Origin of the sequence: Chryseobacterium caseinilyticum (assembly GCF_014837145.1) — a bacterium.
GTDB lineage: Bacteria > Bacteroidota > Bacteroidia > Flavobacteriales > Weeksellaceae > Chryseobacterium > Chryseobacterium caseinilyticum.
In genome coordinates, this window is sequence record NZ_JACYFS010000001.1 from 1,080,063 (window position 1) to 1,104,008 (window position 23,946).

At 35.8% G+C, this 23,946-nt stretch carries 28 protein-coding genes and 1 pseudogene; 11 read left to right on the forward strand and 18 right to left on the reverse strand.

Annotated elements, in window-relative coordinates; translation table 11 throughout:
* Positions 1–8 precede the first annotated feature (8 nt).
* From IC610_RS05195 to atpB, 8 genes are all read right to left on the reverse strand, one after another.
* A complete protein-coding gene (locus tag IC610_RS05195; RefSeq protein ID WP_056080528.1) occupies positions 9–1,364 on the reverse strand; it encodes a hemolysin family protein in 1,356 nt (451 codons plus the stop codon).
* A 354-nt stretch (positions 1,365–1,718) separates the two neighbouring features.
* A complete protein-coding gene (gene atpG / locus IC610_RS05200) occupies positions 1,719–2,582 on the reverse strand; it encodes an ATP synthase F1 subunit gamma (protein ID WP_056080530.1) in 864 nt (287 codons plus the stop codon).
* A gap of 68 nt (positions 2,583–2,650) precedes the next feature.
* On the reverse strand, positions 2,651–4,228 hold the full coding sequence (gene atpA, locus IC610_RS05205) for a F0F1 ATP synthase subunit alpha (protein ID WP_056080534.1): 1,578 nt from the start codon (positions 4,226–4,228) through the stop codon (positions 2,651–2,653).
* Between the two features lie 33 nt (positions 4,229–4,261).
* Positions 4,262–4,765 carry a hypothetical protein gene (locus tag IC610_RS05210; RefSeq protein WP_191735532.1) on the reverse strand — a complete coding sequence of 168 codons (504 nt, stop codon included), beginning with the start codon at positions 4,763–4,765 and terminating at the stop codon, positions 4,262–4,264.
* A gap of 13 nt (positions 4,766–4,778) precedes the next feature.
* On the reverse strand, positions 4,779–5,318 hold the full coding sequence (gene atpH, locus IC610_RS05215) for an ATP synthase F1 subunit delta (RefSeq protein WP_191735533.1): 540 nt from the start codon (positions 5,316–5,318) through the stop codon (positions 4,779–4,781).
* 2 nt (positions 5,319–5,320) lie between these two features.
* Entirely contained in the window at positions 5,321–5,815 is a 495-nt protein-coding gene (locus IC610_RS05220) for a F0F1 ATP synthase subunit B (RefSeq protein WP_056080542.1), read from the reverse strand.
* A gap of 103 nt (positions 5,816–5,918) precedes the next feature.
* The gene (locus IC610_RS05225; protein WP_007844726.1) at positions 5,919–6,137 is read right to left on the reverse strand and encodes an ATP synthase F0 subunit C; all 219 of its coding nucleotides are present in this window, start codon (positions 6,135–6,137) and stop codon (positions 5,919–5,921) included.
* 46 nt (positions 6,138–6,183) lie between these two features.
* On the reverse strand, positions 6,184–7,296 hold the full coding sequence (gene atpB / locus IC610_RS05230; RefSeq protein ID WP_056080546.1) for a F0F1 ATP synthase subunit A: 1,113 nt from the start codon (positions 7,294–7,296) through the stop codon (positions 6,184–6,186).
* Positions 7,297–7,746: 450 nt separating this feature from the next.
* On the opposite strand from atpB, the gene ffh reads away from it, so the two are divergent.
* The 5 genes from ffh to IC610_RS05255 all read left to right on the forward strand — a co-directional run bounded on the left by ffh (position 7,747) and on the right by IC610_RS05255 (position 11,862).
* Complete coding sequence (gene ffh, locus IC610_RS05235; RefSeq protein WP_191735534.1) at positions 7,747–9,108, forward strand: signal recognition particle protein; 1,362 nt, start codon at positions 7,747–7,749, stop codon at positions 9,106–9,108.
* A 40-nt stretch (positions 9,109–9,148) separates the two neighbouring features.
* Positions 9,149–9,412, forward strand: coding sequence for a TM2 domain-containing protein (locus IC610_RS05240; RefSeq protein WP_191735535.1), 264 nt, complete (start codon positions 9,149–9,151; stop codon positions 9,410–9,412).
* 129 nt (positions 9,413–9,541) lie between these two features.
* Positions 9,542–10,402: an AadS family aminoglycoside 6-adenylyltransferase gene (locus IC610_RS05245; protein ID WP_191735536.1), complete on the forward strand. Its 861-nt coding sequence runs from the start codon at positions 9,542–9,544 to the stop codon at positions 10,400–10,402.
* Between the two features lie 125 nt (positions 10,403–10,527).
* The gene (locus IC610_RS05250) at positions 10,528–11,418 is read left to right on the forward strand and encodes a hypothetical protein (protein WP_191735537.1); all 891 of its coding nucleotides are present in this window, start codon (positions 10,528–10,530) and stop codon (positions 11,416–11,418) included.
* Positions 11,419–11,475: 57 nt separating this feature from the next.
* Positions 11,476–11,862 carry an MmcQ/YjbR family DNA-binding protein gene (locus tag IC610_RS05255; RefSeq protein ID WP_191735538.1) on the forward strand — a complete coding sequence of 129 codons (387 nt, stop codon included), beginning with the start codon at positions 11,476–11,478 and terminating at the stop codon, positions 11,860–11,862.
* Between the two features lie 163 nt (positions 11,863–12,025).
* On the opposite strand, the pseudogene IC610_RS05260 reads toward IC610_RS05255, so the two are convergent.
* From IC610_RS05260 to IC610_RS05280, 6 genes and pseudogenes are all read right to left on the reverse strand, one after another.
* Positions 12,026–12,499, reverse strand: a pseudogene (locus IC610_RS05260) (OmpW family outer membrane protein); the annotation flags it as partial.
* 39 nt (positions 12,500–12,538) lie between these two features.
* Positions 12,539–12,673 carry a hypothetical protein gene (locus tag IC610_RS20125; RefSeq protein WP_262891677.1) on the reverse strand — a complete coding sequence of 45 codons (135 nt, stop codon included), beginning with the start codon at positions 12,671–12,673 and terminating at the stop codon, positions 12,539–12,541.
* Positions 12,674–12,755: 82 nt separating this feature from the next.
* The gene (locus IC610_RS05265) at positions 12,756–13,433 is read right to left on the reverse strand and encodes an outer membrane beta-barrel protein (protein WP_191735539.1); all 678 of its coding nucleotides are present in this window, start codon (positions 13,431–13,433) and stop codon (positions 12,756–12,758) included.
* A 209-nt stretch (positions 13,434–13,642) separates the two neighbouring features.
* A complete protein-coding gene (locus IC610_RS05270) occupies positions 13,643–14,149 on the reverse strand; it encodes a hypothetical protein (RefSeq protein ID WP_191735540.1) in 507 nt (168 codons plus the stop codon).
* A 105-nt stretch (positions 14,150–14,254) separates the two neighbouring features.
* Positions 14,255–14,932 carry a porin family protein gene (locus IC610_RS05275; RefSeq protein ID WP_191735541.1) on the reverse strand — a complete coding sequence of 226 codons (678 nt, stop codon included), beginning with the start codon at positions 14,930–14,932 and terminating at the stop codon, positions 14,255–14,257.
* Positions 14,933–15,014: 82 nt separating this feature from the next.
* A complete protein-coding gene (locus IC610_RS05280) occupies positions 15,015–15,971 on the reverse strand; it encodes a PhoH family protein (RefSeq protein ID WP_191735542.1) in 957 nt (318 codons plus the stop codon).
* 132 nt (positions 15,972–16,103) lie between these two features.
* Here IC610_RS05280 and IC610_RS05285 point away from each other — a divergent pair, with 132 nt between their 5' ends.
* Both IC610_RS05285 and IC610_RS05290 read left to right on the forward strand, forming a co-directional pair.
* Positions 16,104–16,931 carry an SAM hydrolase/SAM-dependent halogenase family protein gene (locus IC610_RS05285; protein WP_056080588.1) on the forward strand — a complete coding sequence of 276 codons (828 nt, stop codon included), beginning with the start codon at positions 16,104–16,106 and terminating at the stop codon, positions 16,929–16,931.
* A 63-nt stretch (positions 16,932–16,994) separates the two neighbouring features.
* Entirely contained in the window at positions 16,995–18,317 is a 1,323-nt protein-coding gene (locus IC610_RS05290) for a dihydrolipoamide acetyltransferase family protein (protein ID WP_191735543.1), read from the forward strand.
* An 84-nt stretch (positions 18,318–18,401) separates the two neighbouring features.
* On the opposite strand, the gene IC610_RS05295 is transcribed toward IC610_RS05290, so the two are convergent.
* Both IC610_RS05295 and IC610_RS05300 read right to left on the reverse strand, forming a co-directional pair.
* Positions 18,402–19,334, reverse strand: a complete 933-nt coding sequence (locus IC610_RS05295; protein ID WP_191735544.1) for a hypothetical protein — start codon at positions 19,332–19,334, stop codon at positions 18,402–18,404.
* Complete coding sequence (locus tag IC610_RS05300) at positions 19,327–19,647, reverse strand: hypothetical protein (protein ID WP_056080597.1); 321 nt, start codon at positions 19,645–19,647, stop codon at positions 19,327–19,329. Before IC610_RS05300 ends, IC610_RS05295 begins: the two co-directional genes overlap by 8 nt.
* Before the next feature lie 130 nt (positions 19,648–19,777).
* On the opposite strand from IC610_RS05300, the gene IC610_RS05305 reads away from it, so the two are divergent.
* Entirely contained in the window at positions 19,778–21,142 is a 1,365-nt protein-coding gene (locus IC610_RS05305) for a chloride channel protein (protein WP_191735545.1), read from the forward strand.
* On the opposite strand, the gene IC610_RS05310 is transcribed toward IC610_RS05305, so the two are convergent.
* Complete coding sequence (locus tag IC610_RS05310) at positions 21,139–21,732, reverse strand: hypothetical protein (protein WP_191735546.1); 594 nt, start codon at positions 21,730–21,732, stop codon at positions 21,139–21,141. The genes IC610_RS05305 and IC610_RS05310 overlap by 4 nt on opposite strands.
* A gap of 122 nt (positions 21,733–21,854) precedes the next feature.
* On the opposite strand from IC610_RS05310, the gene rpsF reads away from it, so the two are divergent.
* The 3 genes from rpsF (at position 21,855) to rplI (ending at position 23,184) form a co-directional block, all read left to right on the forward strand.
* Entirely contained in the window at positions 21,855–22,196 is a 342-nt protein-coding gene (gene rpsF, locus IC610_RS05315) for a 30S ribosomal protein S6 (protein WP_056080605.1), read from the forward strand.
* 32 nt (positions 22,197–22,228) lie between these two features.
* Positions 22,229–22,531, forward strand: coding sequence for a 30S ribosomal protein S18 (rpsR, locus tag IC610_RS05320; protein ID WP_056031600.1), 303 nt, complete (start codon positions 22,229–22,231; stop codon positions 22,529–22,531).
* 134 nt (positions 22,532–22,665) lie between these two features.
* On the forward strand, positions 22,666–23,184 hold the full coding sequence (gene rplI / locus IC610_RS05325) for a 50S ribosomal protein L9 (protein WP_191735547.1): 519 nt from the start codon (positions 22,666–22,668) through the stop codon (positions 23,182–23,184).
* Between the two features lie 157 nt (positions 23,185–23,341).
* On the opposite strand, the gene IC610_RS05330 is transcribed toward rplI, so the two are convergent.
* Complete coding sequence (locus IC610_RS05330; protein WP_191735548.1) at positions 23,342–23,929, reverse strand: thioredoxin family protein; 588 nt, start codon at positions 23,927–23,929, stop codon at positions 23,342–23,344.
* Positions 23,930–23,946 lie beyond the last annotated feature (17 nt).

The following is a 23,946-nucleotide window of genomic DNA, read 5'->3' on the forward strand; positions in this document are numbered from 1 at the left end:
TCTATTATTTAAACGTCTAATTTATCTAAAATATCGTCGACAATATTGGGTTCAATATATTCTAATTCAACCATTTCGACGCTCTTATTATTCATTTTTAAAATTTTAAAATGATAATTTTCAAGGTCAAATTCCTGATTTTCTTCGGGAATATCTTCCAGGGCATGTAAAATAAATCCTGCCAAAGTATTGTATTCACTTTCTTCAGAGAGCGGTAATTTTTTGGGAAGGGAATCGTTAATTTCATCCAAAGGCTGCGTAGCTTTTACCCAATAAGTATTTTCTCCGATTTTGTCTACCAGTTTTTCTTCATCATCTTCTTCATCCTGAATTTCACCGACCAATTCCTCAAGAATATCTTCTAAGGTAATAATTCCTTCTGTTCCACCAAATTCATCAATTACAATCGCTAAATGCTGCTTTTTCTGCTGGAAAATCTTAAGCAAATCTGAAATTTTCTTGCTTCCCACCACAAAAAACGAATCGCGCATCAGTTCTCTTAAATCTTCATGATTCAAAACACCTTTACGCTTTACAAATTCTCTTATAATCTCTTTAGTATAAAGGATTCCGATGATATTGTCGATAGAATTTTCATAAACAGGTATACGGGAATATCCGCTGTCCATAATTTCGTTGATGATCGAATTTACATCGGCGCTGAAATCAATAGAAGTGATATTCTGTCTCGGAACCATGATCTGTTTTGCCGAGTGGTCGGTAAAATCAAATGCATTTTTAATGATTTCGTAGTTTTCCTCTTCAATTTCTCCGCTGTCGGCCGATTGTTTCACCAAAAGCTGAAGTTCTTCTGTAGAGTGAATTTCCTGTTCAGATGCGGGATGAATTTTTATTAATCTTAAAAATCCGTTAGACATTAAGTTCATCAACCAGATAAACGGTTTAAAAACGGTATAGAAAACACGTAAAGGAACTGCAGTTGCCATTGTTGTAGCTTCTGCCTTTCTGATTGCAATAGATTTAGGAATTAATTCTCCAAATACAATATGCATCACAGTGATAATCAGGAAACTACACACCAACGATATGGTTGTAACCGTTGATTCGCTGAAATTGATATTTAATGAGTGGAATAGATTGTCTATCACATGGTGCATTGCACTCTCACCTACCCAACCTAAGGCAAGTGAAGCCAAAGTAATCCCGAGTTGCGTTGCAGAAAGGTATTCATCAAGGTGTTTGATGATGTGCTCTGCCTGTTTCGCCATCGAGTCGCCCTCAGCGGCTTTGAGTTGAATTTGGGAATAACGAACTTTAACAATTGAAAATTCTGCGGCTACGAAAAAGCCATTGAGTAATACAAGAAATAAGGCCAGCAAAAGCCTGACTATGTCCGAGTCCATTTAGAAATTATAATTTATCATACAAAGATAGACAAAATATTTTTACGGAGAGGGTAAATTGTAGGTTAAGGTTAAGGTTAAGGCTGAGTTTAAGATTTAAGATTTAAGATTTAAGATTTAAGATTTAAGATTTAAGATTTAAGATTTAAGATTTAAGATTTAAGATTTAAGATTTAAGATTTAAGATTTAAGATACAAAATTCGGTGGTTGAATATATACTGCAAAATTTTTGAGATAAATTCCAAAAAAATTAACAATCAATCATCGCACATCAACCATCAATTATCAATTATCATTAATACAAAAAAGCACCGGAAAAAACCGATGCTTTTAAATATTTTAAGAAAAACTTCTTATGAATTTTTCAAGGCTTCTGCACCTGAAACGATCTCTAGGATTTCGTTGGTGATGGCTGCCTGTCTTGCTTTGTTGTAGAAAATAACAAGGTCATTTTTCAGTTCCTGTGCGTTGTCGGTCGCTTTGTGCATAGCCGTCATTCTCGCACCGTGCTCAGATGCTACAGAATCTAAAACAGCTTTGAACATTTGAGTTTTAATTGATTTAGGAATCAGATTATCCAAAATCTCAGCTCTGTTCGGTTCAAAGATATAATCTGTTTCTGCAGGAGCTTCTTCGTTTTCCGGCATTGAGATCGGTAACAGTTTTTCTGTAGTTACTTCCTGAGTGGCAGCGTTTACAAATTTATTGTAGATCACATACACTTCGTCAAAAGTACCTTCTCTGAAGCTTTTCATCACACCTTCGGTTACGTTGGCAACAGAATCAAAATTCAGATTATCAAAAACAGCACTGTCGTTTGAATATACTTTACGGCTTCTTCTTACGGCATCGAAAGCTTTTTTACCAATGGTAAGCACCTCAATTTCGTGGTGAGCATTATTCTGAAACTGAATATTCAGTTCCTTTACAATAGATGAGTTGAAAGCACCTGCCAAACCTCTGTTTGAAGTAACAGCGATGTAAAGCACTTTTTTCACTTCTCTTTTCTGAGCGTAAACAGAAACCTGATCAGGATCAGAGCTTGCATTCACATTCTGAATAATCTCCTGAAGTTTTTCAGAATACGGTCTCAGCATTACAATTGCGTCCTGTGCTTTCTTCAGTTTCGCTGCCGAAACCATTTTCATTGCACGGGTAATCTGCATTGTAGATGAGATTGACGTAATTCTGCCTCGTATTTCTTTTAAGTTTGCCATTCTACGGATTCAAGATTTAATATTCCTGATTCAAAATTTAAATTTGAATCAGGAATTTTGAATTGATTTTAGTTATATTTTGAAGCTAAATCATTAGCTGCCTGCTTAAGAACTCCTGTGATATCGTTGTCGATTTTCCCAGCTTTCAGAGCAGCCATTGTTTCAGGGTGCTTAGATCTTAGGAAAGCGATATATTCTACCTGGAATTCTTTAACTTTCTTAATAGGAACGTTTCTCATTAAGTTCTCAGTACCTGCGTAAATCATTGCAACCTGACTGTCTACAGGAAGCGGAGAGTTTACCGGCTGCTTCAACAATTCCACGTTTCTTTCTCCTTTAGAGATTACCGCTAATGTAGAAGCATCAAGGTCTGAACCGAATTTAGCAAACGCTTCAAGTTCTTTATACTGAGCCTGGTCTAATTTAAGAGTACCAGACACTTTTTTCATTGATTTGATCTGAGCATTACCTCCTACTCTCGATACAGAGATACCTACGTTGATCGCAGGACGAACTCCTGAGTTGAAAAGGTCAGACTCTAAGAAGATCTGTCCGTCTGTAATAGAGATTACGTTGGTTGGGATATACGCAGAAACGTCACCCGCCTGAGTTTCGATAATCGGAAGTGCAGTTAATGAACCGCCACCTTTAACGATTGGCTTCAATGACTCTGGTAAGTCATTCATCTGGCTTGCAATAGTATCGTCAGCGATTACTTTTGCAGCTCTCTCCAATAATCTTGAGTGAAGATAGAAAACGTCTCCAGGATAAGCTTCACGGCCCGGTGGTCTTCTCAATAGTAGAGAAAGCTCACGGTAAGCAACAGCCTGTTTAGATAAATCATCATAAATGATCAAAGCAGGTCTACCGGTGTCTCTGAAGAACTCACCAATAGAAGCACCAGCCATAGCAGAATAAACCTGCATAGGAACCGGATCTGAAGCGTTAGCTGCAACAATTACTGTATAAGCCAAAGCACCTTTATCAGATAAAGTTTTTACAATCTGAGCTACTGTAGAAGCTTTCTGCCCGATTGCAACATATATACAATATACAGGATTTCCTGCATCAAAAAATTCTCTCTGATTGATGATGGTATCAATAGCAACAGTAGTTTTACCTGTCTGTCTGTCACCAATGATTAATTCTCTCTGACCTCTTCCTACAGGGATCATAGAGTCAATTGCAACGATACCTGTCTGTAGAGGCTCAGTTACCGGCTGTCTGTAGATAACACCAGGAGCTTTTCTTTCCAAAGGCATTTCGTACAATTCACCTGTGATAGGACCTTTACCGTCGATAGGGTTACCAAGAGTATCAACTACTCTACCCAACATACCTTCTCCTACTTTGATAGAAGAGATTCTGTTTGTTCTTCTTACGGTATCTCCTTCTTTTACCAATTTACTTTCACCTAAAAGGGCAACACCAACGTTGTCTTCTTCTAAGTTTAGTACAATACCTTCTACATCGCTAGCAAATTTTACCAACTCTCCGTATTGTACATTTTCTAACCCGTAAACACGGGCAATACCATCACCGATGGTAAGAACTGTACCTACTTCCTCAACATTTGATTGAGTATCGAAGTTGGCCAATTGCTGTTTTAAGATCGCAGATACTTCTGCTGGATTTATTTCTGCCATTGTATGGTTGTTTTTTCTTTTTTAAATAATTTTTTATCGTCCTAAGCTGATATTTACACCGTTTCTAGGTCTCGAATCCTGAATAATCACTGTAGAAGACTGGCTTGTATTTCCAAGTTTACTTCTAAGATTTTCGTTATTATATTTATTAATAAAAATATCAATCTTGTCCTCGTCGATCACTCCGTTCTCATCAATAATATTTGATTTATAGAAACCTTTAATAATATCTTTATCTCTTAAATCAGTAAGAAGTTCTTTCCCACTTTCCAAAAAACGTACTGTATATATAACCTTTGTCCACGTGCTCGGCTCATTTCGAGCTAAGGGAGTCGTTTTTGGAACAGTGTAGGTTGTAGGCAAAATTGAAAAAATTTCATTGCCTTTCAAATCAGAAATAACCTGACTTGTCCCAGTGTCTTCAACATTGTAAGCAAGCTTTTCGTCTATAAAAACCTGATCCCTTTTAAATTTTACTTTCTGCGCAAAAGTTACAACAGAAAAAGCAAGCAAAGAACTCAATAAAATTTTCTTCATCTTAATCTGTGTTTTAATTTAAATGAAAATCTTTCTTGATATTATTAAGTTTAGACTTCACAGAGGCATCTACCTGCTGATCTCCTACTCTTAAAATGTAACCTCCTAAAATTTCAGGTTTTACTATTACATTGATATCAAAGTTCGAATTTGGCTTAACCAGATTTGATGATTTCAAAATCTCATTCAGATTATCATTGGAAAGCTGAGTGGCTGTAGTAAGAGTAACTCTCTGTACACCGTTGATATCTTCCACTTTGTTGATAAATTCCTGAGCGATATGTTTCAAATGATTTTCACGACCGTGTTTGATCACCAAAGTAATTAAATTCTGGGAAACCGGTGACAAACCTTTAAAAATCTCTTTAGCAACCTCTACTTTCTTTTTTGCATCGATGTAAGGTGTTTTGAAAAATTTGTTTAAATCTTCAGATTCAGACATCAGTTTCTTCACATCTTTCATTTCAGAAAATACAGTAGCCGTCTGCCCCGATTCATTGGTGAACTCGAGCAATCCCTGTGCGTATCTTTTAGCTACTTTAGATGTAAGCATTCTTAGTTAAGGTTTGATTTGTTTAAATAATTTTGAACAAGTTCGTTTTGCGCTTCGCTGTTATCCAGTTTTTGCTTAAGGATAGATTCTGCAATGTTTACAGACAAAGTACCGATTTGAGATTTGATATCTGCCATAGCAGCATTTTTCTCAGAAGTGATAGTCTGTTTCGCAGCTTCGATCATTTTTTCACCTTCAGCTTTAGCAATATCTTTAGCTTCAGCAACGATTCTTTCTTTGATTTCTCTTGCTTCTTTTAAGATACCGTCTCTTTCGATTTTAGCCTCACGAAGAATTCTTTCGTTGTCAGCTTTAAGATCTTCCATTTCCTTTTTCGCAAGTTTAGCCTGATTCAATGCATCAACAATAGAAGTTTCTCTGTCGTTTACTGCATTTACAATTGGTTTCCAAGCAAATTTCCCAAGGAGAAATAAAAGGATCACAAAAGTAAGCGTCATCCAAAACAAAAGGCCAATTCCAGGTTCTATAATTCCCATATCTGTAAGTTCTTTTTAAAATGTTATTTTATGGATCATTTTTTTTAAAATTCTCAGCAGCTGCCAACCGCATTACTGCTGAGAATATTTTTTTGAGGATAGATTACTTGATGAAAGCACCAAAGATAATCGCGATAAGACCAGCACCTTCGATAAGACCAGCAGCAATAAGCATTGCTCCCTGAATTTTACCTGCTTGCTCTGGCTGTCTTGCGATAGCATCCATAGCGTGACCACCGATTTTACCGATACCTAGACCTACGCCTAATACTGCTAAACCGATACCTACGTAAATTAATCCTGCTCCAGTTGATAAATCCATAATAAATAAATTATATTAGTTAAAATTATTTTAAATTCTTTTTTAATTAGTGAGCGTGCTCTTCGTGGTGATCCTGAACTGCGATACCGATAAACAATGCCGATAATACAGTAAAGATGTAAGCCTGTAAAGCTGCTACCAATAATTCAAGTACCGATACAAACAATGCCAATGGTACAGATGCAAATCCTAATAAAGGAGATTTGAAAATGAAGATCAAAGAGATGATCGCCAAAATCATAATGTGACCAGCCGTTACGTTGGCGAAAAGTCGCATCATCAATGCAAAAGGCTTTGTAAAGATCCCGATGATTTCAATAGGAACCATGATCGGGTATAATAATAAAGGTACCGGCGGCATAAAGATGTGTTTCCAGTAATCTTTATTGGCACTGAACAATGTAATTAATAAGGTAATGATTGCCAATACTGCTGTAATTGCGATATTTCCTGTAAGGTTAGCTCCGAACGGAAAGAAAGGAATCAATCCGAAAAGGTTGTTGAACCAGATAAAGAAAAATGCAGTCAGTAAATAAGGCATATATCTTTTATACTTCACAGATCCGATGTTTGGAATAGCTACTTCGTCTCTGATGAATACGATAACCGGCTCCAAAAGTCTCCCCGCTCCTTTCGGTAACTGAGATTTTTTATAGTTTCTTGCCATTCCGATGAAAATTACAGCCATAAATATAACTGAAAGAAGCATCGCTGCAGTATTTTTAGTAATAGAAAGATCAAAGTAAGAATCAGCTGCAGATTGTTTTCCCGAAATCATCCCGAAAAGTCTTGCTTCCTGAATTCCTTTTGTAGAAACTACTTTACCGTGTTGTAAAGTATAGCCATCGTGCTCATGACCGTGTGCGATGTCGCTGGAAAGGAAAGTATGCCATCCTGCGTTGTCCTTAATAATAACAGGAAGAGGAACAGAAACGTGATGCTCTACACCGTTATCATCTTTAGTAGTCCATAAATGCCATTCATTTGAATCACCGATGTGCTCCATGATCATTTCTGTAGCATTGAAGCCTTTTTCGCCCTCTTTGTGCTCTACTTTTTCAGCAGATTTTTCACCTTCAGATTCGTGCTGTGCAGAAGCAAAACTACCGACCAGTACAAATAAAAATGCGAAAAATAATGAAGAAATCTTTCTGTTCATATCTCTTTTTTAATCGTGTGCAAATATATCGAATTTATTACAGTCTGCAAATATTAAAAATTGATTTTTATCATCAAAAAAATCACGATTTGTTAATCAATTTTATCACGCTCAAATATATAAGAAAAGACGATATTATAAAACATACCACAAGAAAGAGAAAATTCCCTTTTGATTTCTCCATCAATACTAAAGAAATCGCAAGCCACACCACATCCTTACCTATATTTAACACCAAAAATTTCATCGCCGAATTCTCTTTTCCGTACATATATTTTTTAAAAATAATGTAGACAGCAGAATTAAAAATCAGTATTAAAAGAATTACAATAAAACAATCGAAAAAATACATTTTGCAAAAATAAAATTATAATTGAAAAACAGCGACATAAGGATGTTTTAAATTCTTAAAAAAAAGCTTATTTTTGCAAACCTTATATATTATTTTTTATGTTTAATAGTTTACAGGATAAATTAGATAAAGCACTGCACAATATTTCCGGCAGAGGAAAGATCACCGAGATTAACGTTGCAGAAACAGTAAAAGAAATCAGAAGAGCGTTGGTGGATGCCGACGTTAACTATAAAGTTGCCAAAGACCTTACCAAAAGAGTTCAGGACAAAGCTTTGGGACAAAACGTTTTGACATCGCTTACTCCGGGACAGCTGATGACTAAGATCGTTCACGACGAATTGGTAGATTTGATGGGAGGATCGCAGGAAGGCATCAACCTTTCAGGGAAACCGTCTGTAATCTTAATTGCAGGTCTTCAGGGTTCAGGTAAAACTACTTTCTCAGGAAAACTTGCCAATTATTTAAAAACAAAAAGAAGCAAGAAACCTCTATTGGTAGCATGTGACGTTTACCGTCCTGCTGCAATCGATCAGCTGAAAGTTCTGGGCGGACAGATCGGAGTTCCTGTTTTCACTGAAGAAGGTTCTGTTGATCCTGTTTTTATTGCCAACAATGCAATTGCATTTGCCAAAGCGAACGGACATGATATTGTAATCGTCGATACTGCCGGTCGTTTAGCAATTGACGAGCAGATGATGAATGAGATAAAATCTGTACATCAAAATATCAAGCCTAACGAAACGCTATTCGTGGTTGACTCGATGACAGGTCAGGATGCTGTAAATACTGCAAAAGCCTTTAACGATACATTAAATTTTGACGGGGTTGTTTTAACGAAATTAGACGGTGATACGCGTGGTGGAGCTGCCTTGACGATCCGTTCGGTTGTTGAAAAGCCAATCAAATTTATATCTACCGGAGAAAAAATGGAAGCCTTGGATCTTTTCTACCCTGAAAGGATGGCCGACAGAATTTTAGGAATGGGAGACGTTGTTTCCCTTGTAGAAAGAGCTCAGGAGCAGTTTGACGAAGAGGAAGCGAAAAAACTTCACAAGAAAATTGCTAAAAATGAGTTTGGTTTTGATGATTTCTTAAAGCAGATCAACCAGATCAAAAAAATGGGTAACATGAAAGACCTTATGGGAATGATCCCGGGAGTTGGAAAGGCCATTAAAGATGTTGAAATCAGTGATGATGCATTCAAACACATCGAAGCGATTATTCATTCTATGACTCCGGACGAAAGAAGAAGGCCTTCTATTATCAATACCCAGAGAAAAAACAGAATTGCCAAAGGTGCAGGAAGAAAAATTGAAGATGTCAACGCTTTGATGAAGCAGTTTGACCAGATGGGAAAAATGATGAAGATGATGCAGGGACCACAGGGAAAACAAATGATGCAGATGATGAGCAAAATGCCTAATATGCCTGGAATGGGCGGAATGTTCGGGAAATAAAACAGCCACAAAAAAATCACAAACTTTAAAAAAATAAATTATGGAAACACACGGAAATTACAACCAGCCGTACAAATCTGAAAAGAAATTAGTTGCAGGTCTTTTAGGTATTTTATTAGGTACATTGGCAATACACAAATTTTATTTAGGATATACAAAAGCAGGTGTAATTCAGCTAATCTTAGGTATTGTAACTTGCGGAATTTTCGGAGTTGTAGGATTTATTGAAGGAATTATATACCTAACAAAATCTGACGAAGAATTTGACATGACCTATGTCAAAAATCAGAAAGAATGGTTTTAGGTTATTAAAAGATGCATAAATTATAAACTCTCAGATTTTTCTGGGAGTTTTTTTGTTTTAATTTTAATAGGCAACTCATACTTTTTTATTGTTTATTTTTAATGAAGAAATTTTTCAAAATTTTAAAGAATGAAAGTCAGAGAAGAAAAGTTGGAAGCCATCATTGAATGGGCAAAAAAGAATGAAGAAGTGCGTGCGCTGCTTCTCACAAGTTCGCTCGCAAATCCTTTGGCACCCGTTGATGACTTCAGCGATTTGGATATTGAACTTGTTTTCGATAATAATTCAAAATATATCTTAGAAAAAGATTGGGTTATGAACTTCGGAAATCCGATTGCAATAATTGAAGAAGATGAAACCTTTTTCGAAGGGATACATGCAATGAAGATGGTGTTGTTTGAAGATGGTGTAAAGATAGATTTTAAACTTTACAACAAATCAAATTTTCTGAGAGAAACTAAACACCAAAGATTACCGGAAGATTGGGATATTGGCTACAGAATACTAATGGATAAAGACGGAATTACAGAGCAAATGCAACAGCCGACCTATCAGATTTCCCTCATCAGAAGACCTTTTGAAAAAGATTTTCTAAAAATAATAAATGATTTCTGGTGGGACACGACTTATGTGGCAAAATGCCTTGCTAGAAACGAAATATTTTATGCAAAATACATGTCGGAAACTGTGATCCGCACAGAATATCTGGTTCCGCTGATAGAATGGTATATTGCAGCTGATCACGGTTGGAATATCACCACAAACAAACACGGAAGACTTTTCAAAAAGTATCTGAATAAGGAAATTTGGAATAAAATAGAACTAACATTTTCTGGCAGTAGTATTGAAGATAATTGGAACGCATTGTTTGCAATGGCTGATTTGGTTTCAGAAACCGGAAACAATTTGGCTGAAAAATTAGGATACATTTACCCAAAGAAACTGGAGGATGATATTTTAAAGTACCTGAACAGTTTAAGATTCAAATGAATAAAATTTTATCCTGTGCACCGAAAAATTTTAATACATGATTTGTGCGTGATTTATAATCAGTATTTTAGTTAAAAGTTTCGGCATTGGTTTAAAGACGATCTCTGCAACCATAAAAAAAACAAATGAAAAAACTGCTTTTACTTTTAATAATCCTGACATTCAATTTTTCAGTGCAAGATGAATGTAGCTTTTCAGGTATTAATGTTTGGCCGACTCAACAAAATATTGCGCCAAATTCAATTTTTGTTATTGAAGGATATGCTGATTCTCAGGAACTCATCATACAACTTAATAAAAAGAATAAAATTTATTTAAAAGGAAATTCAGAAAGAGTTCCCATAAAGGTTTTGCGAATTTTAAAAGGTCAGTATGGGCTTACACAGGCAATTTTACAGCCGGAAAGAGAACTTCAAACCGGAAAAACGTATGAGCTTCAAATTGACGGTCTTGGAGAGTTTGAAAAACAGGACTATACAGTTGCAAAATGGACAGTCAGTTCAAAAAAAGATCTCGACAAACCTGTTTGGGACTGTTTACCGTCTTACAAAAACAGAACTTTCAGAGCGTTGGGATGTGGCCCAGAAAGGTTCATAAACTTTTGTGGCATATTGAAAGACAACTCCCCCACTTTAATTTACGCCAAAGTTTTCAACAGAACAAACAAAACACAGTCTGACTATTTTTTAACAGTTGAAGGTCAAAATATTTCAATTGGACATGATATGTGCAGCGGAGCATTCGCTTTTCATGAAGACACTGAGTACGAAGTTCAGTTTGGTCTGATGGATGCCAGTGGGAATGAAAATATGGAATTAACTGAACCAGTTAAATTTACAGGTCCGACAGAAAAAGATGAATCTGACAGTGAACCTGTCTGCAACTGCACTACAAAGTCAGCAGTAAGTGCAAAAGCAGACAGCAAATCAAACCTTTTAATTTACTCAATTTTGGGAGGAGTGATAGCTGCTATTGGTATAATAATATATCTGAAACAAAAAAGGGCTGTCTACTAAAAAGGGTTTTCGGAGACAGAGCTGACTTACTTACATTAACACAGAAATGAATTGCTCATGAAAACCAAATCACAAAACTTTAATTACAGCGATTTTGAAGCAGTAAAAAATATTGCGCTCACTTTCCCGGGAACTGAAGAAAGCACGTCGCACGAGGGCACGCCTTCAGTAAAAGTACGTGGTAAATTGATGTGCAGACTTCACGACAGCGGAGAATTTATTCCTATACGGCTTGATTTTGAAATCCGTGACAAATATTTAGAGACCTACCCAGAAATTTTTCATTTACCTGATCATTTTAAAAATTACCCTTACATCTGTATGTGGATTAGCAATCACAATCAAAAATTAATCACTGAAGTTCTTGAACTGAGCTGGAGAGGTCTTGCTACTAAAAGGCAAATAAGGGAATATGATGAAAATAAATTGGCAAATGGCTCGTAAAGTGACCAAACATTATCCAAACATATATTTACTAATTTTATCTCAATGCTTTTCAGTGAAAATCATTGTTAGTCAGAATTTTTAAAAAATCTGTCATTAAGTTCAGAACAAAAAAATCCTGAGAAAAAAATCTCAGGATCAATTTAATAAAGTTATTTAATGGCTATTTATCTGTTTTCTCAGCTTTTGATTTAATGAAATAAGAAAACCCTACATTGACGCCAAAGTTGTTTGTTGATGTTTTGTATTCAACATTTGAGTAGGTGTCTTTAGTGTAAAACTGATCAAATCCAAGACCTAAATTCAGCCCTAAAGATTGTGTTGCCATGTAAGTAACTCCACCTTTCACCTTCCAAGCCAGACCATCTGTAACTGTTTCAGTTTCAAATAAAAGTAAGGGATCAATTGATGAACTATTAAAATCATATTTTAATTTATTGGTCGAGTAACCAATACCGGCACCTAAAAAAGGGATAAACTTACTGCCTGTTTTGAAATAATAGGTTGCTGTAGGCATCACAGAAAATGAAGAGACGGTGGTTTTATTTGAATTCTCTTTTGTTGAAATACTGTTAAAACCCAAATCGATACCGACTGCCAAGCCATCAGTAACAAAATACCCAACCGACGGCGTTACTGAAAATGAACTTGTTTTAACTTCACCATATTTAACTCCCTATACCTTTGTAAAAGAATTGGTATTGTTGAAACCCAAACCAGTATTTCCACTGATCACCCAATCTCCTTTTGTCATTTGCACATTGGCAAATCCTAGAATAAGCATTGTGCTTATTGTTAATAATTTTTTCATAGTTTATTGATTTAAAACAGCGAAAGTAAAAAAAAATCCTGAGAAAAAATCTCAGGATTTATAATTTATAAAGGATTGCTAATTACTTAGACTGACCGAATACATATTTAACACCGATTGTTACAGCAGTTAAATCTAAACCGAAGTTATAGTTGTTTGTAGCAACACCACCTTTTGGTTTGAAGTTGTTGTAACCAAATTCACCGATTGTAGCTTCGATAGTCCAGTTTTTGTTTAAGAAATAATCTAAACCTGGTTTTACAGTTACACCTACAGCAGTAGCTTTAGCTTCAGAAGAAGAAGATACTGTAGTTACAGTGCTTCCTGAAGTAGTAACATAAGTAGTTTCGTTTTCAGCTTTACCGAAAGCCATAGGAACAGCTAACTGACCGAAGAAATATAATTTGTCAGATAAAGTCCAGTATTTTCTTGCGAAAGGCTCAATTACGAAAGCAGGAGTTCTTTGCTCGTTAGTTGTAACATTAGTTACAGAACCAATTGTAGTTGTGTTGATTGAAGTAATCTTAGAAGTAGCAAAACCTACACCTAAACCTACAGCAAAGTTATCAGCTACAAAGAATCCTGCAGTTGGAAGAATGTTGAAATCTTCTACTTTATTGTTTCCGCTGTTAGTTTCAGTTTGAGAGTAACCTACTGAACCTGTTAAATATACAGTTCCTTTAGCGATAGGTGCAGGAGTTGTCTGAGCGTTTCCTAATCCGAAAAGTGCGATTGCACTAGCCATTAATAATTTTTTCATTTTGAATAATTTTATACTTTCTTGGTGCAAATGTATAGTGACAATTTTCAAAATTAAAATTTGTTAATATGATTGATATCACCCGTTAACATTGAGTTTTTATAACAAAAATTCGCACCGCGAGGAGATAAGTTTAATATCGGCAAGTATATCAAAAAAAAATTCCGATTTTGCAACCGGAAAAAAAATATTGTTGATTTTTTATCAATTTACTTTAGGAAGAAATTTACACCAAGATTAATGGCTCCGAAATTAGAGTCTATTCTTCTGTCTCTTCTCTCCCAGTCTCCCCTTTCGCTTCCAATATTCTGGTATCCCAAATACAGTTCTGCTTTAGGAAGCTGGAAACCTACTTTAGGATAAACATACAGACCGCTGTTGATGCCATCTTTTGTTGAAATAGCACCACCCAGATCCAATCCCACAAAAAGCGGAAGTCCGTTGAATCTGTATTTCCCTGAAGCTGCCAAAGGAATAAATCCGAAATCATCCCATCTGTCTTTCCCGAAAAAATGAGAATATCCTGAAGCAATACCTACATCCAGACCTTTCATAACGGTCCACATATAAGCTGCATCAACTCCCAGTGTAAAAGCTGCAACTTCAGAAGCGTCCCCTACCGGAGCACCGATGTGACCTCCAAGTTTAAAACCTGCCTGAGCGTTTGCAAAATTTCCAAATAAGGCAAATACACCCAATAAAATTAACTTTTTCATTTCTCTTTAGTTTAAAATTAATGATCCCTACCACATTGCAAAACCAATGCCGCAAAAAAAAGCAGAGCGAAAATGCCCTGCTTTAATTTTATTTAATTTAAAGTTTTAGTTTCCTCCAAATTTGAAACCAACACCTACTTGAACGAAGCTGTTTTTCACACTTTCTCCCTCAGAAGGATTTTTCACTAAATTAGATACTCCGAGGTTGTATCTTGCATCAAAAAACAATCCGTTTTCTAAAGTGAATTCAGCTCCGACAAAAGGTGCCAAATTTAAAGTTTTTACTTGATCTTTAATATCCTGCACTCCATTTTGAGTCATTGAAGTATCCATCCCAGTACCACTAGTAGAGCCAGAAACTGAGTATTCTCCTTCAGCAGTTGTAATAATTCCGAAATTCATCCCTGCAGCAATAGCAAAATTTTCAGACGGGAAAAATTTTAATCCTACTGGCACCTGCACACTTCCAAATTTGTAATCTATTTTTGCACTTGCATTTACAGTTACTCCGTTTGCGCTTCCGCTTGCAGTCTGTTCTTCTTTACCCCCTATTGGCGAGTACAAAACCTCTCCCATGATACCAAACTGATCATTGAATTTGTATTCTACAAAACCTCCGGCATAGAATGTAGATTTGTTGGCATTAAACGTTGCCCCATCTCCATCTTTTGCTTTCAACATAGAATAAGAATATCCAGCTTTTGGACCGAATTTTATTGACTGTGCATTGGCAGCTGTAGTTCCCAAGATCGCAAATGATGCGATAAGTAATAGTTTTTTCATCTTTTTTAATTAATAGTTTAACATTTATTAAGACTCCAAATATATCACAATTTCAAGAACTTTCAAATATTTTCCAAAAATATTACGCGTTATGCTTTTTATCTTCCTCGTTGTACGCCAAAATAATCTTTTTCACAACCGGGTGTCTCACCACGTCTTCCTCTGTAAGATGCACAAAACCAATCTCTTTCACGTCTTTCAGAATTCTCATAGCTTCACGCAGACCGGACTGTTGTTTTGGCGGCAAGTCAACCTGACTGGGATCTCCGGTGATGATGAATTTAGCATTCATACCCATCCTCGTAAGGAACATTTTCATTTGGGAACGTGTGGTGTTCTGAGCTTCATCCAGAATGACAAAGGCATCATCCAGTGTTCTCCCTCTCATAAAGGCAAGCGGTGCAACTTCTATAACTCTCTTTTCCATGAAACCTTCCAGCTTCTCGTGTGGAATCATATCACGGAGTGCGTCATAAAGTGGCTGCATGTATGGATCAAGCTTTTCTTTCAGGTCACCAGGCAAAAATCCAAGGCTTTCGCCAGCTTCCACTGCGGGTCTCGTTAAAATAATTCTTTTAACCTCCTTATTTCTCAACGCTCTAGCCGCCAATGCAACACTGGTGTAGGTTTTACCGGTTCCTGCAGGCCCGATAGCAAAAACCATATCTTTTTTATCAGTTTCCTTTACCAGTTTTTTTAGGTTGGTGGTTTTAGCCTTAATGATTTTACCATTGACGCCTTTTACAATGATATCCTGATCGAAAACAAGTTGTTTTTCGTTCTCATCTTTTAGATTAAGAATACTTTCAAGATCTTTCAGGCCGATAGAATTATTATTGGAAATAAATTTGACGATATCGTCCAGTTTTTGTTTAAATATATCTAAAGCTTCCTGATTTCCCATGGCAAAAACAGAATGGTCTCTGCCGGTAATTTTAAGAGTAGGAAAGCTTGATTTTATCAAATTGAAATATTGGTTATTCACCCCGTAGAAGATTTTCACATCGACATCTTCCAGATCATAGGTCAGTTCAAACATGCAAATAGTTTATTTTATAATTTTTAAAGTTAAATTATTTTTTCTAAAATTATCCAAATACTTTTCCACAATTTGGGCATCTGTTTTTTAATTTTTAAATATCTTTGCGTTTCGCATTTCTACACTTTTCTCATGTCTATTATTACGCTTACCTCAGATTTCGGAACTTTAGATTACAGGGTTGCAGCCATCAAAGGCAGCATTCTTTCGCTGAACCGTGAAGTAAATATTACAGACATTACGCACGGCATACAGGCATTTAATCTGGTGCAGACTTCGCATATTGTAAGAAATGCCTACAAATTTTTCCCGAAAGGCAGCATTCATATTATAGCTACTGACAGCTTTTATCACAAATCAAGAAGAAACATCCTTTATAAAGCTGATGGATCCTATTTTATCGCTGCAGACAACGGTGTTTTAAGCCTGATTTTTTTCGACATTAAACCGGAAGCGATCTACGAAATCACCCTCAACAACAGATTTGATGATGTGGTAAGCTTTACTTCCACTGATGTTTTCGTTCCTGTAGCTGTACATTTGGCGAACGGCGGACTTCCGGAAGTAATCGGCAGAAAAATAGATTCCGCAAAACAACTTTCATTTCCTAAGCCTGTTTATAATGAATCTGAAAAAATAATGGTCGGTGAAGTGACTTATATTGATAATTTCGGAAATATAATCTCAAATATCAACAGAGAATTTTTTGAAACAATAGGTCGCGGACAGGAGAATTTTACCATCAAATTCAGAAATCTGAGCCTCTCTAAAATATTTTCAACACATACCGAACTGGTTTCCGACTGGGAGCGCGAAACAGAGTACCACGGGCAGTCTGCAGCTATTTTCAATGACAGTGATCTGTTGGAACTTACCATTTACAAAGGCAGTAAAAAGAACGGTGCTAAAAGTCTCTTCGGATTGAATGTGGGAGAAAAAATATTCATTCAGTTTTCATAAAATTATACATTTCGTAAAAAAACCGATTTTTTTTATATATTTGTCAAAATCTAAAATTTAAAAATGGCAGAATACAAATTATTGCTTCCGTCGATGGGTGAAGGCGTTATGGAAGCTACAGTGATCACTTGGTTATTCAATGAAGGTGATCAGGTAAAGGAAGATGATTCGGTAGTAGAAATTGCAACAGATAAGGTAGATTCAGACGTTCCGACACCAGTTTCGGGGAAAATTGTAAAAATCCTGAAGCAGAAAGACGAAGTTGCAAAAGTAGGTGAAGCCATCGCTATTTTAGAAATTGAAGGAGAAGGCGGAAGTACCGCTTCTGAAGAAGCAAAAACCGAAACTCCTACTCCGGATGCAGAAACCATCAAAGCAATTGAAGAGCCGTTGAATCCTACAGCTACTTCTCACGTAGAATTCTCGGGAGATCTTTATCTTTCTCCGCTTGTAAAATCTATTGCTCAGGAAGAAAACATTTCTGAATCTGAACTGAAAACCATCAAAGGTAGCGGTCTGGAAGGAAGAATTACCAAAGAAGATATTTTAGCGCACGTTGCCAACAGAGGAAATCAGCCTGCTCAACAGGCAGCTCCACAACAGGCTGCTCCGGTTCAAGCTACATCTACCCCACCGGCAGCAACTTCAGCTCCGGCTTCAACAATTTCTGTGGGTGCAGGTGATGAAATCATTCCTATGGACAGAATGAGAAAGATCATCGCTGAAAACATGGTAAAAGCAAAACAGATTGCTCCTCACGTAACTTCTTTCATCGAAACCGACGTGACCAACGTTGTAAAATGGAGAGCGAAAAACAAAGATATGTTCGAGAAACGTGAAGGTGAAAAACTGACGTTCATGCCGATCTTCGTAAAAGCAATTGTAAAAGCGATTCAGGATTTCCCAATGATCAATGTTTCCATCAATGGTGACAACATTATCAAAAAGAAAAATATCAATATCGGTATGGCAACTGCTTTACCAGACGGAAATCTGATTGTTCCTGTCATCAAAAATGCAGATCAGTTATCGCTTTCAGGTTTGGCAAAAGCCATCAATGATTTGGCTTACAGAGCAAGAAATAAAAAATTAAGACCGGAAGATACTCAGGGTGCAACATATACGATTTCTAACGTAGGAAGCTTTGGAAATTTAATGGGAACACCTATTATTCCTCAGCCTCAGGTGGCGATTATGGCGATTGGAGCAATCGTTAAAAAACCTGCAGTTCTTGAAACTAAGGATGGTGATGTAATCGCAATCCGTCAGTTGATGTTCATGTCTCACTCTTACGATCACAGAGTGGTAGACGGTTCTTTGGGTGGAATGATGTTGAAGCACGTTCACGATTATCTTCAGAACTGGGATCTAAACACGGAAATATAAGTAATGAGTAATTGGTAATGAGTAATTCGCTCAGCACCGATTTCAGATACAAAACCTTCAGAATTTTTCCGGAGGTTTTTTTTATTATTCTGATTTTATTTGTGAATTTAAGTCATACTTTATCTCCGTATTTAGTTTGAATCGTTTATTCTCATCAATCAGATAAATACTTTTTAGACTATCATTTTTATCAATATCAATTACCATATCAAATTTATTTTTTTTGCTTGATTTTAAGATTTCATATAACTGATCCGGATCAAGATTGATTCTCATTTCTAAAATTCGATCATAAGCATAATCTACTGTTTCTTTTTTCGCTATATTCTTTTTGTGTAATGTAAGATTTAATTCATCCATCAGATTTGCTTCCAAAAGTTTACTTTTGTTTAAAAGATTTCCATTCACTAGTGAATCAGCATAATCATTTTTACGTCGGGAAAAATTATAGAAAGATACCGGTTCAGACGAAAGACCGGAAAATTCGGAATCACTTTTCAAATTTAAATAAGGAATTATTTTCTTATCACTACGGGCAAAAAACACCATTTTTTCTCTGGTGAAATAATTATTAAACCATGGTTTTAACACTTCTTTAGCTTTGAAATTTTGTATAATTTTTTCATTCATAATAAGCTGAAACATATTATGTTTTCCAAATTTTATTTCAATATTATTATCTTCACTTATGTTTTGTAGAAGAACCTCTGAAGGTAGATAACCATTAAATTCATAAAATTTATCATCTACATAATTAAACCATAGCAAATACAATTTTTCAGGAACAAATTCTTTTTTAATCGATTCATTATGTTGTATATCTGAAATAGATACAGAATCTTCTTTAATATAAAATCGATTCTCAAGTTTTGCAATTATAATATTATCACTTTGATTTAAACTTAGATCATAATCGAATTTTGAAATACGATTATAAGAAATCTCATTATAAATCATTCCTATAATCAGTCCAAAAGTGAAAAATGTTAATATACTGTTCCAAATTTTATTAACCATTGTTAAAAGCTTTAGCCATTCCTTTCAGCCACAATACAAAGAAAGTTAAGACGATCAAAAATATTATAAGAAAAATTAAAAATATTACATAAATAATTCTGACAATTTTATTGTCGGTAATCAGAACAGTCGTAAAAACCAAAGAAATGTTTGCTATAAGAAGAAACTTATAATCCTGAAAAGAAAGATCATCAAATAGTATAGAACGCTGTAAGAAGAATAAATGCGAGAATATAAAAACCATGGGAACCAGTATAGTGGTTGCAGATGTTTTTTGCAAAATTCCAAAAATCTTCTTATTGATTTCAGACATTTAAATAAAATTTTAAAATAGAAAACAAACATAAATAAAAAGCTGGATTAAACTTCATAATGATTTAAATTTTACTAAAAATTTAAGAAGTAGATTTTCTTTTTCATAATTTTTGACATAAATTTGAAGTATGCGTAAAATTTTCATTTATCTCCGCAGAAGCCTCAAAAAATCCTTTGACAACATCCGAAACGAACAACTGAAAAATAATCTTCTTCAGGCAATTCCGTTTTGGATAGGCTCGGTGATTACAGGTTTTTTTGCCGTGATGTATGCGAAAATATTTGCGTGGGGTGAAAATCTGCTGCATTTTATTCTCAACTGGCACGACTGGATGATTTTCCTCATCGCTCCGGTTGGTTTTGTGCTTTCGTGGTGGCTGGTAAAAGAATTTGCTCCCAATGCCAAAGGAAGTGGAATTCCGCAGGTGATGGCCGCTGTAGAACTGGCGAATCCGAAAGAGCATAAAAAAATACGAAGTCTTTTAAGTCTGAAAATTATTGTATTTAAAATTATCTCATCTGTCGTTTTGGTGATTGGAGGTGGTGCTGTAGGGCGTGAAGGTCCGACAATTCAGATTTCAGGGTCTGTCTTCAGGAAAGTAAACGAATATCTTCCGGAATGGTGGCCGAAAATTTCCAAGAAAAACATGATCATGACCGGAGCTGCAGCCGGACTGGCAGCGGCTTTTAATACACCTCTCGGCGGAATTGTATTTGCTGTTGAGGAACTTTCAAAAACACATATTAATTACTTTAAAACTGCTCTTTTTACGGCTGTTATTATAGCAGGTTTAACAGCGCAGACTTTGGCGGGTTCTTATTTATATTTAGGGTATCCCAAAACCGGTGATGTTTCATTGATGGTGATGTTTCCGATCATTTTAGTGGCTGGAACTGCAGGAATTCTGGCAAGTCAGCTTTCTGTCATCATGCTGAAAATGAGTGACTGGAAAAAAAGAAAACTCAAAACCGACAGAGCTAATGTGTTATTTCTTGTTGGCTGTGCTTTACTGATTGCCTGCATCTCATTTTTCATCAGCCGTGAGATTTTAGGTTCGGGTAAAGAAATCATGGAACGCGTACTTTTCACAAAAGATAAACACGAAGACTGGTACGTTCCCATCCTGAGAATGCTGGGTCCTGCCCTTTCTTTCACCTCGGGTGGCGCAGGCGGAATTTTTGCTCCGGCTTTAACAGCTGGTGCAAGTATCGGATCCGTGATTTCTGGTGTTATTCATTTAACTCCAAATGAAACCAACGTTGTCATTCTTGCCGGAATGGTTGCTTTTCTTACAGGAATTACAAGAGCTCCGTTTACCTCTGCTATTATTGTTCTGGAAATGACCGACAGACATTCTTTGATTTTCCACTTGATGCTTGCGGGAATGATTTCTTCCCTGTTCTCAATTTTGGTAAGCAGACATTCTTTATATGATGTTTTGAAAATGAATTTCCTGCATGAAATAAGAAGCGAAGATAAAAAGCAGGATTAATCTTTTTTTAGAATAATCTGCAGATCTTTCATAGCAACCAATACATCTTCCGCGGCCTGCCAGTCTGTGAATTTAATAACGAGTTTATCTACTTCTGAAGAAGATTTTTTAAATTTTTTGGTTACAATATTTAAATAAAAGACATCTTTTCGCGGAGAAAGTTCATGGAATTTTATCACGTTTTCAAAATCCCAGAAATCTCCTTCATCAACTGTTTTTCCTTTTTTGTTTACTGAGTTTATTTTTAAATTGTTGCCATCAAACTCAGCCTTTAGTTTTTGAAAATTATTGTAACGGTCAATTCCGAATTCATTAATTTTAGATACAATCAAAGCTTTCGCTTCATCGGCATTTGAAAATTTACCTAAAACATCGGATTTATCATTGCTGTAGACAATTTTATAGATATCTGATTTATCAATCGAATGCACGGGGCCATCAGGATTATCGCTCTTTTTGTAGGACACTTTCCATTTTGCAATCTCAATGATCTTGACTCCGATCTCATTCCCGTTTTTTTTGATGATTTTTTCCTGTGCAAAAGTGAATGTTGGTGAAAGAGTTAAACTGAAGAGTAATAAAATTTTCATTAGTTTTAGTTTTAATAATCACGAAAATACAAAAAACTGCAATTGAAAGGATAATATTTGCCTAACTGATAAATAATTTATATTTTTGCACCTCGAAATAATTAACAAATTCATTTAACATTATGAACAATTACGAAACTGTTTTCATTTTAACTCCCGTTCTATCTGAGTCTCAGGTGGAGGAAGCAGTGAACAAGTATGTAGATCTTTTGAAAGAAAAGAACTGTGAAATTGTCACTAGAGAAAATTGGGGATTAAAAAAATTAGCTTATCCGATTCAACTGAAGAAAAACGGATTCTACACTTTAATCGAATTTAAAGGTGAAGGTTCTGTAGTAGCTGATCTTGAATTGGCATTTAAGCGTGACGAGAGAGTAATCCGTTACCTTACTACTAAATTAGACAAGCACGCTGTAGAGTACGCTGTTACAAGAAGAGCAAAAGTAAAAGCAGCTAAAGCTTAATCATTAACCCAATTATTTAAAAAAGACAAGACATGGCAATAGACGATATGGCTAAACAAGCCTCAGCTGGTGGAGAATCTGAAGTAAAATTCCTTACACCACTTGATATCAATACTAAAACTGATAAAAAGTACTGTAGATTCAAAAAATTCGGAATTAAGCACGTTGATTACAAAGATGCTGATTTCTTATTACAGTTCGTAAACGAACAAGGTAAAATCTTACCAAGAAGATATACAGGTACTTCTTTGAAATACCAGAGAAAAGTTTCTTCTGCTATCAAAAGAGCAAGACACTTATCTTTACTACCTTACGTAGCTGACTTATTAAAATAAGACAAAAAAATTGCAATTAGCCATCAGCCCCGTGCTTTTGGCTTTTGTTGCTGAATTAATTTATAAATTCTAACGAAGTATAGAGAAATATGGAACATAAAGTTCTGCTCTAAACTCTAAAACGGACAACAACAATGGAAATTATCCTTAAAAAAGACGTAGAAAACTTAGGTCTTGAATTCGATACAGTAAATGTAAAACCAGGTTACGCAAGAAACTTCCTTTTACCTCAGGGTATCGCTCTTTTGGCTACGCCTAAAAACAAAGCTGCTTTGGAAGCTACTTTGGAATCTAGAAAAGAAGAAGAAGCTAAATTGATCGCTACTGCAAACGGTGTTGTAGATCAGTTGAAGAAAACTTCTGTTACAATCCCTGCAAAAGTAGGTTCTGGTGACAAATTATTCGGATCTATCAACAATGCAGATCTTGCTGCCGCCCTTGCTAAAGCAGGTGTACAGGTAGACAAGAAATACATCAAGATTCCTGGTAACACAATCAAGAGAACTGGTAAAGTAACTGCTAACATCAGACTACACAGAAACGTTGAATACAACTTCGAATTTGATATCGTATCAGACGCTCCGGTAGAAGCTCCTAAACCAGCTGCTCCTAAAGCTAAAGTTGAAGAAACTCCTTCTTCAGAAGAAGCATAAGCTCAAAGAGATTTTCTCAAATATACAAAACCACTTCGAAAGAGGTGGTTTTTTTGTGGATAACGGTTATTTAGATCATTCAGTTTAATGAGATGGTGAAAATAAAACATTAAATTGAGTACAAATAAAAAACCGGAAATGTATTCCGGTTTTGCGTTTATGATTTAGGTTTCCAGCTGTTGAAAAAATCCGTGACTTTTTTTAAACTGTAACCCTTCCCTTCTTCTAAAACTGCACTGTCCTGCGTATGAATCTGTTTCCCGTTCTTGTCTAAAACAATAAAAACAGGATAACCAAAATTCTCTCCCGGATTGCCATACTGTGCAAAAACCTTTTCATTTTTATTCTCCGGAGACCAGTTCAGGTGATAGTAAAGATAATTTTCATCAACCAGTTTCTTCAACTCTGGTGTAGTCTGAACGTACTGATTGAATCTAAGGCACCAAATACACCAGTTCCCACCAGCCTGAATCATGATATTCTTATTTTCTTTTTTAGCCTTCTCAATCAATGCCTGAATATCTTTTTCAGCATTTGCTTTAGCATAATAAGGTTTGGGAAGTTTTGCTTTTTCCTCAGCAGCAGCTTTCTTCTTCGCTTCCTCATCCAATCCTTTATGATCGGTTTTTACCAGTAATGATTTATCACTCTCACGGGTTTCTACCTTAACTTCCTTTTGGGCAAAAACAAGATTTCCTGCCAAAAGAAAAACTAGCGCCCCAATTATATTTACACTTCTTTTCATTTACATTAAATTAAAAA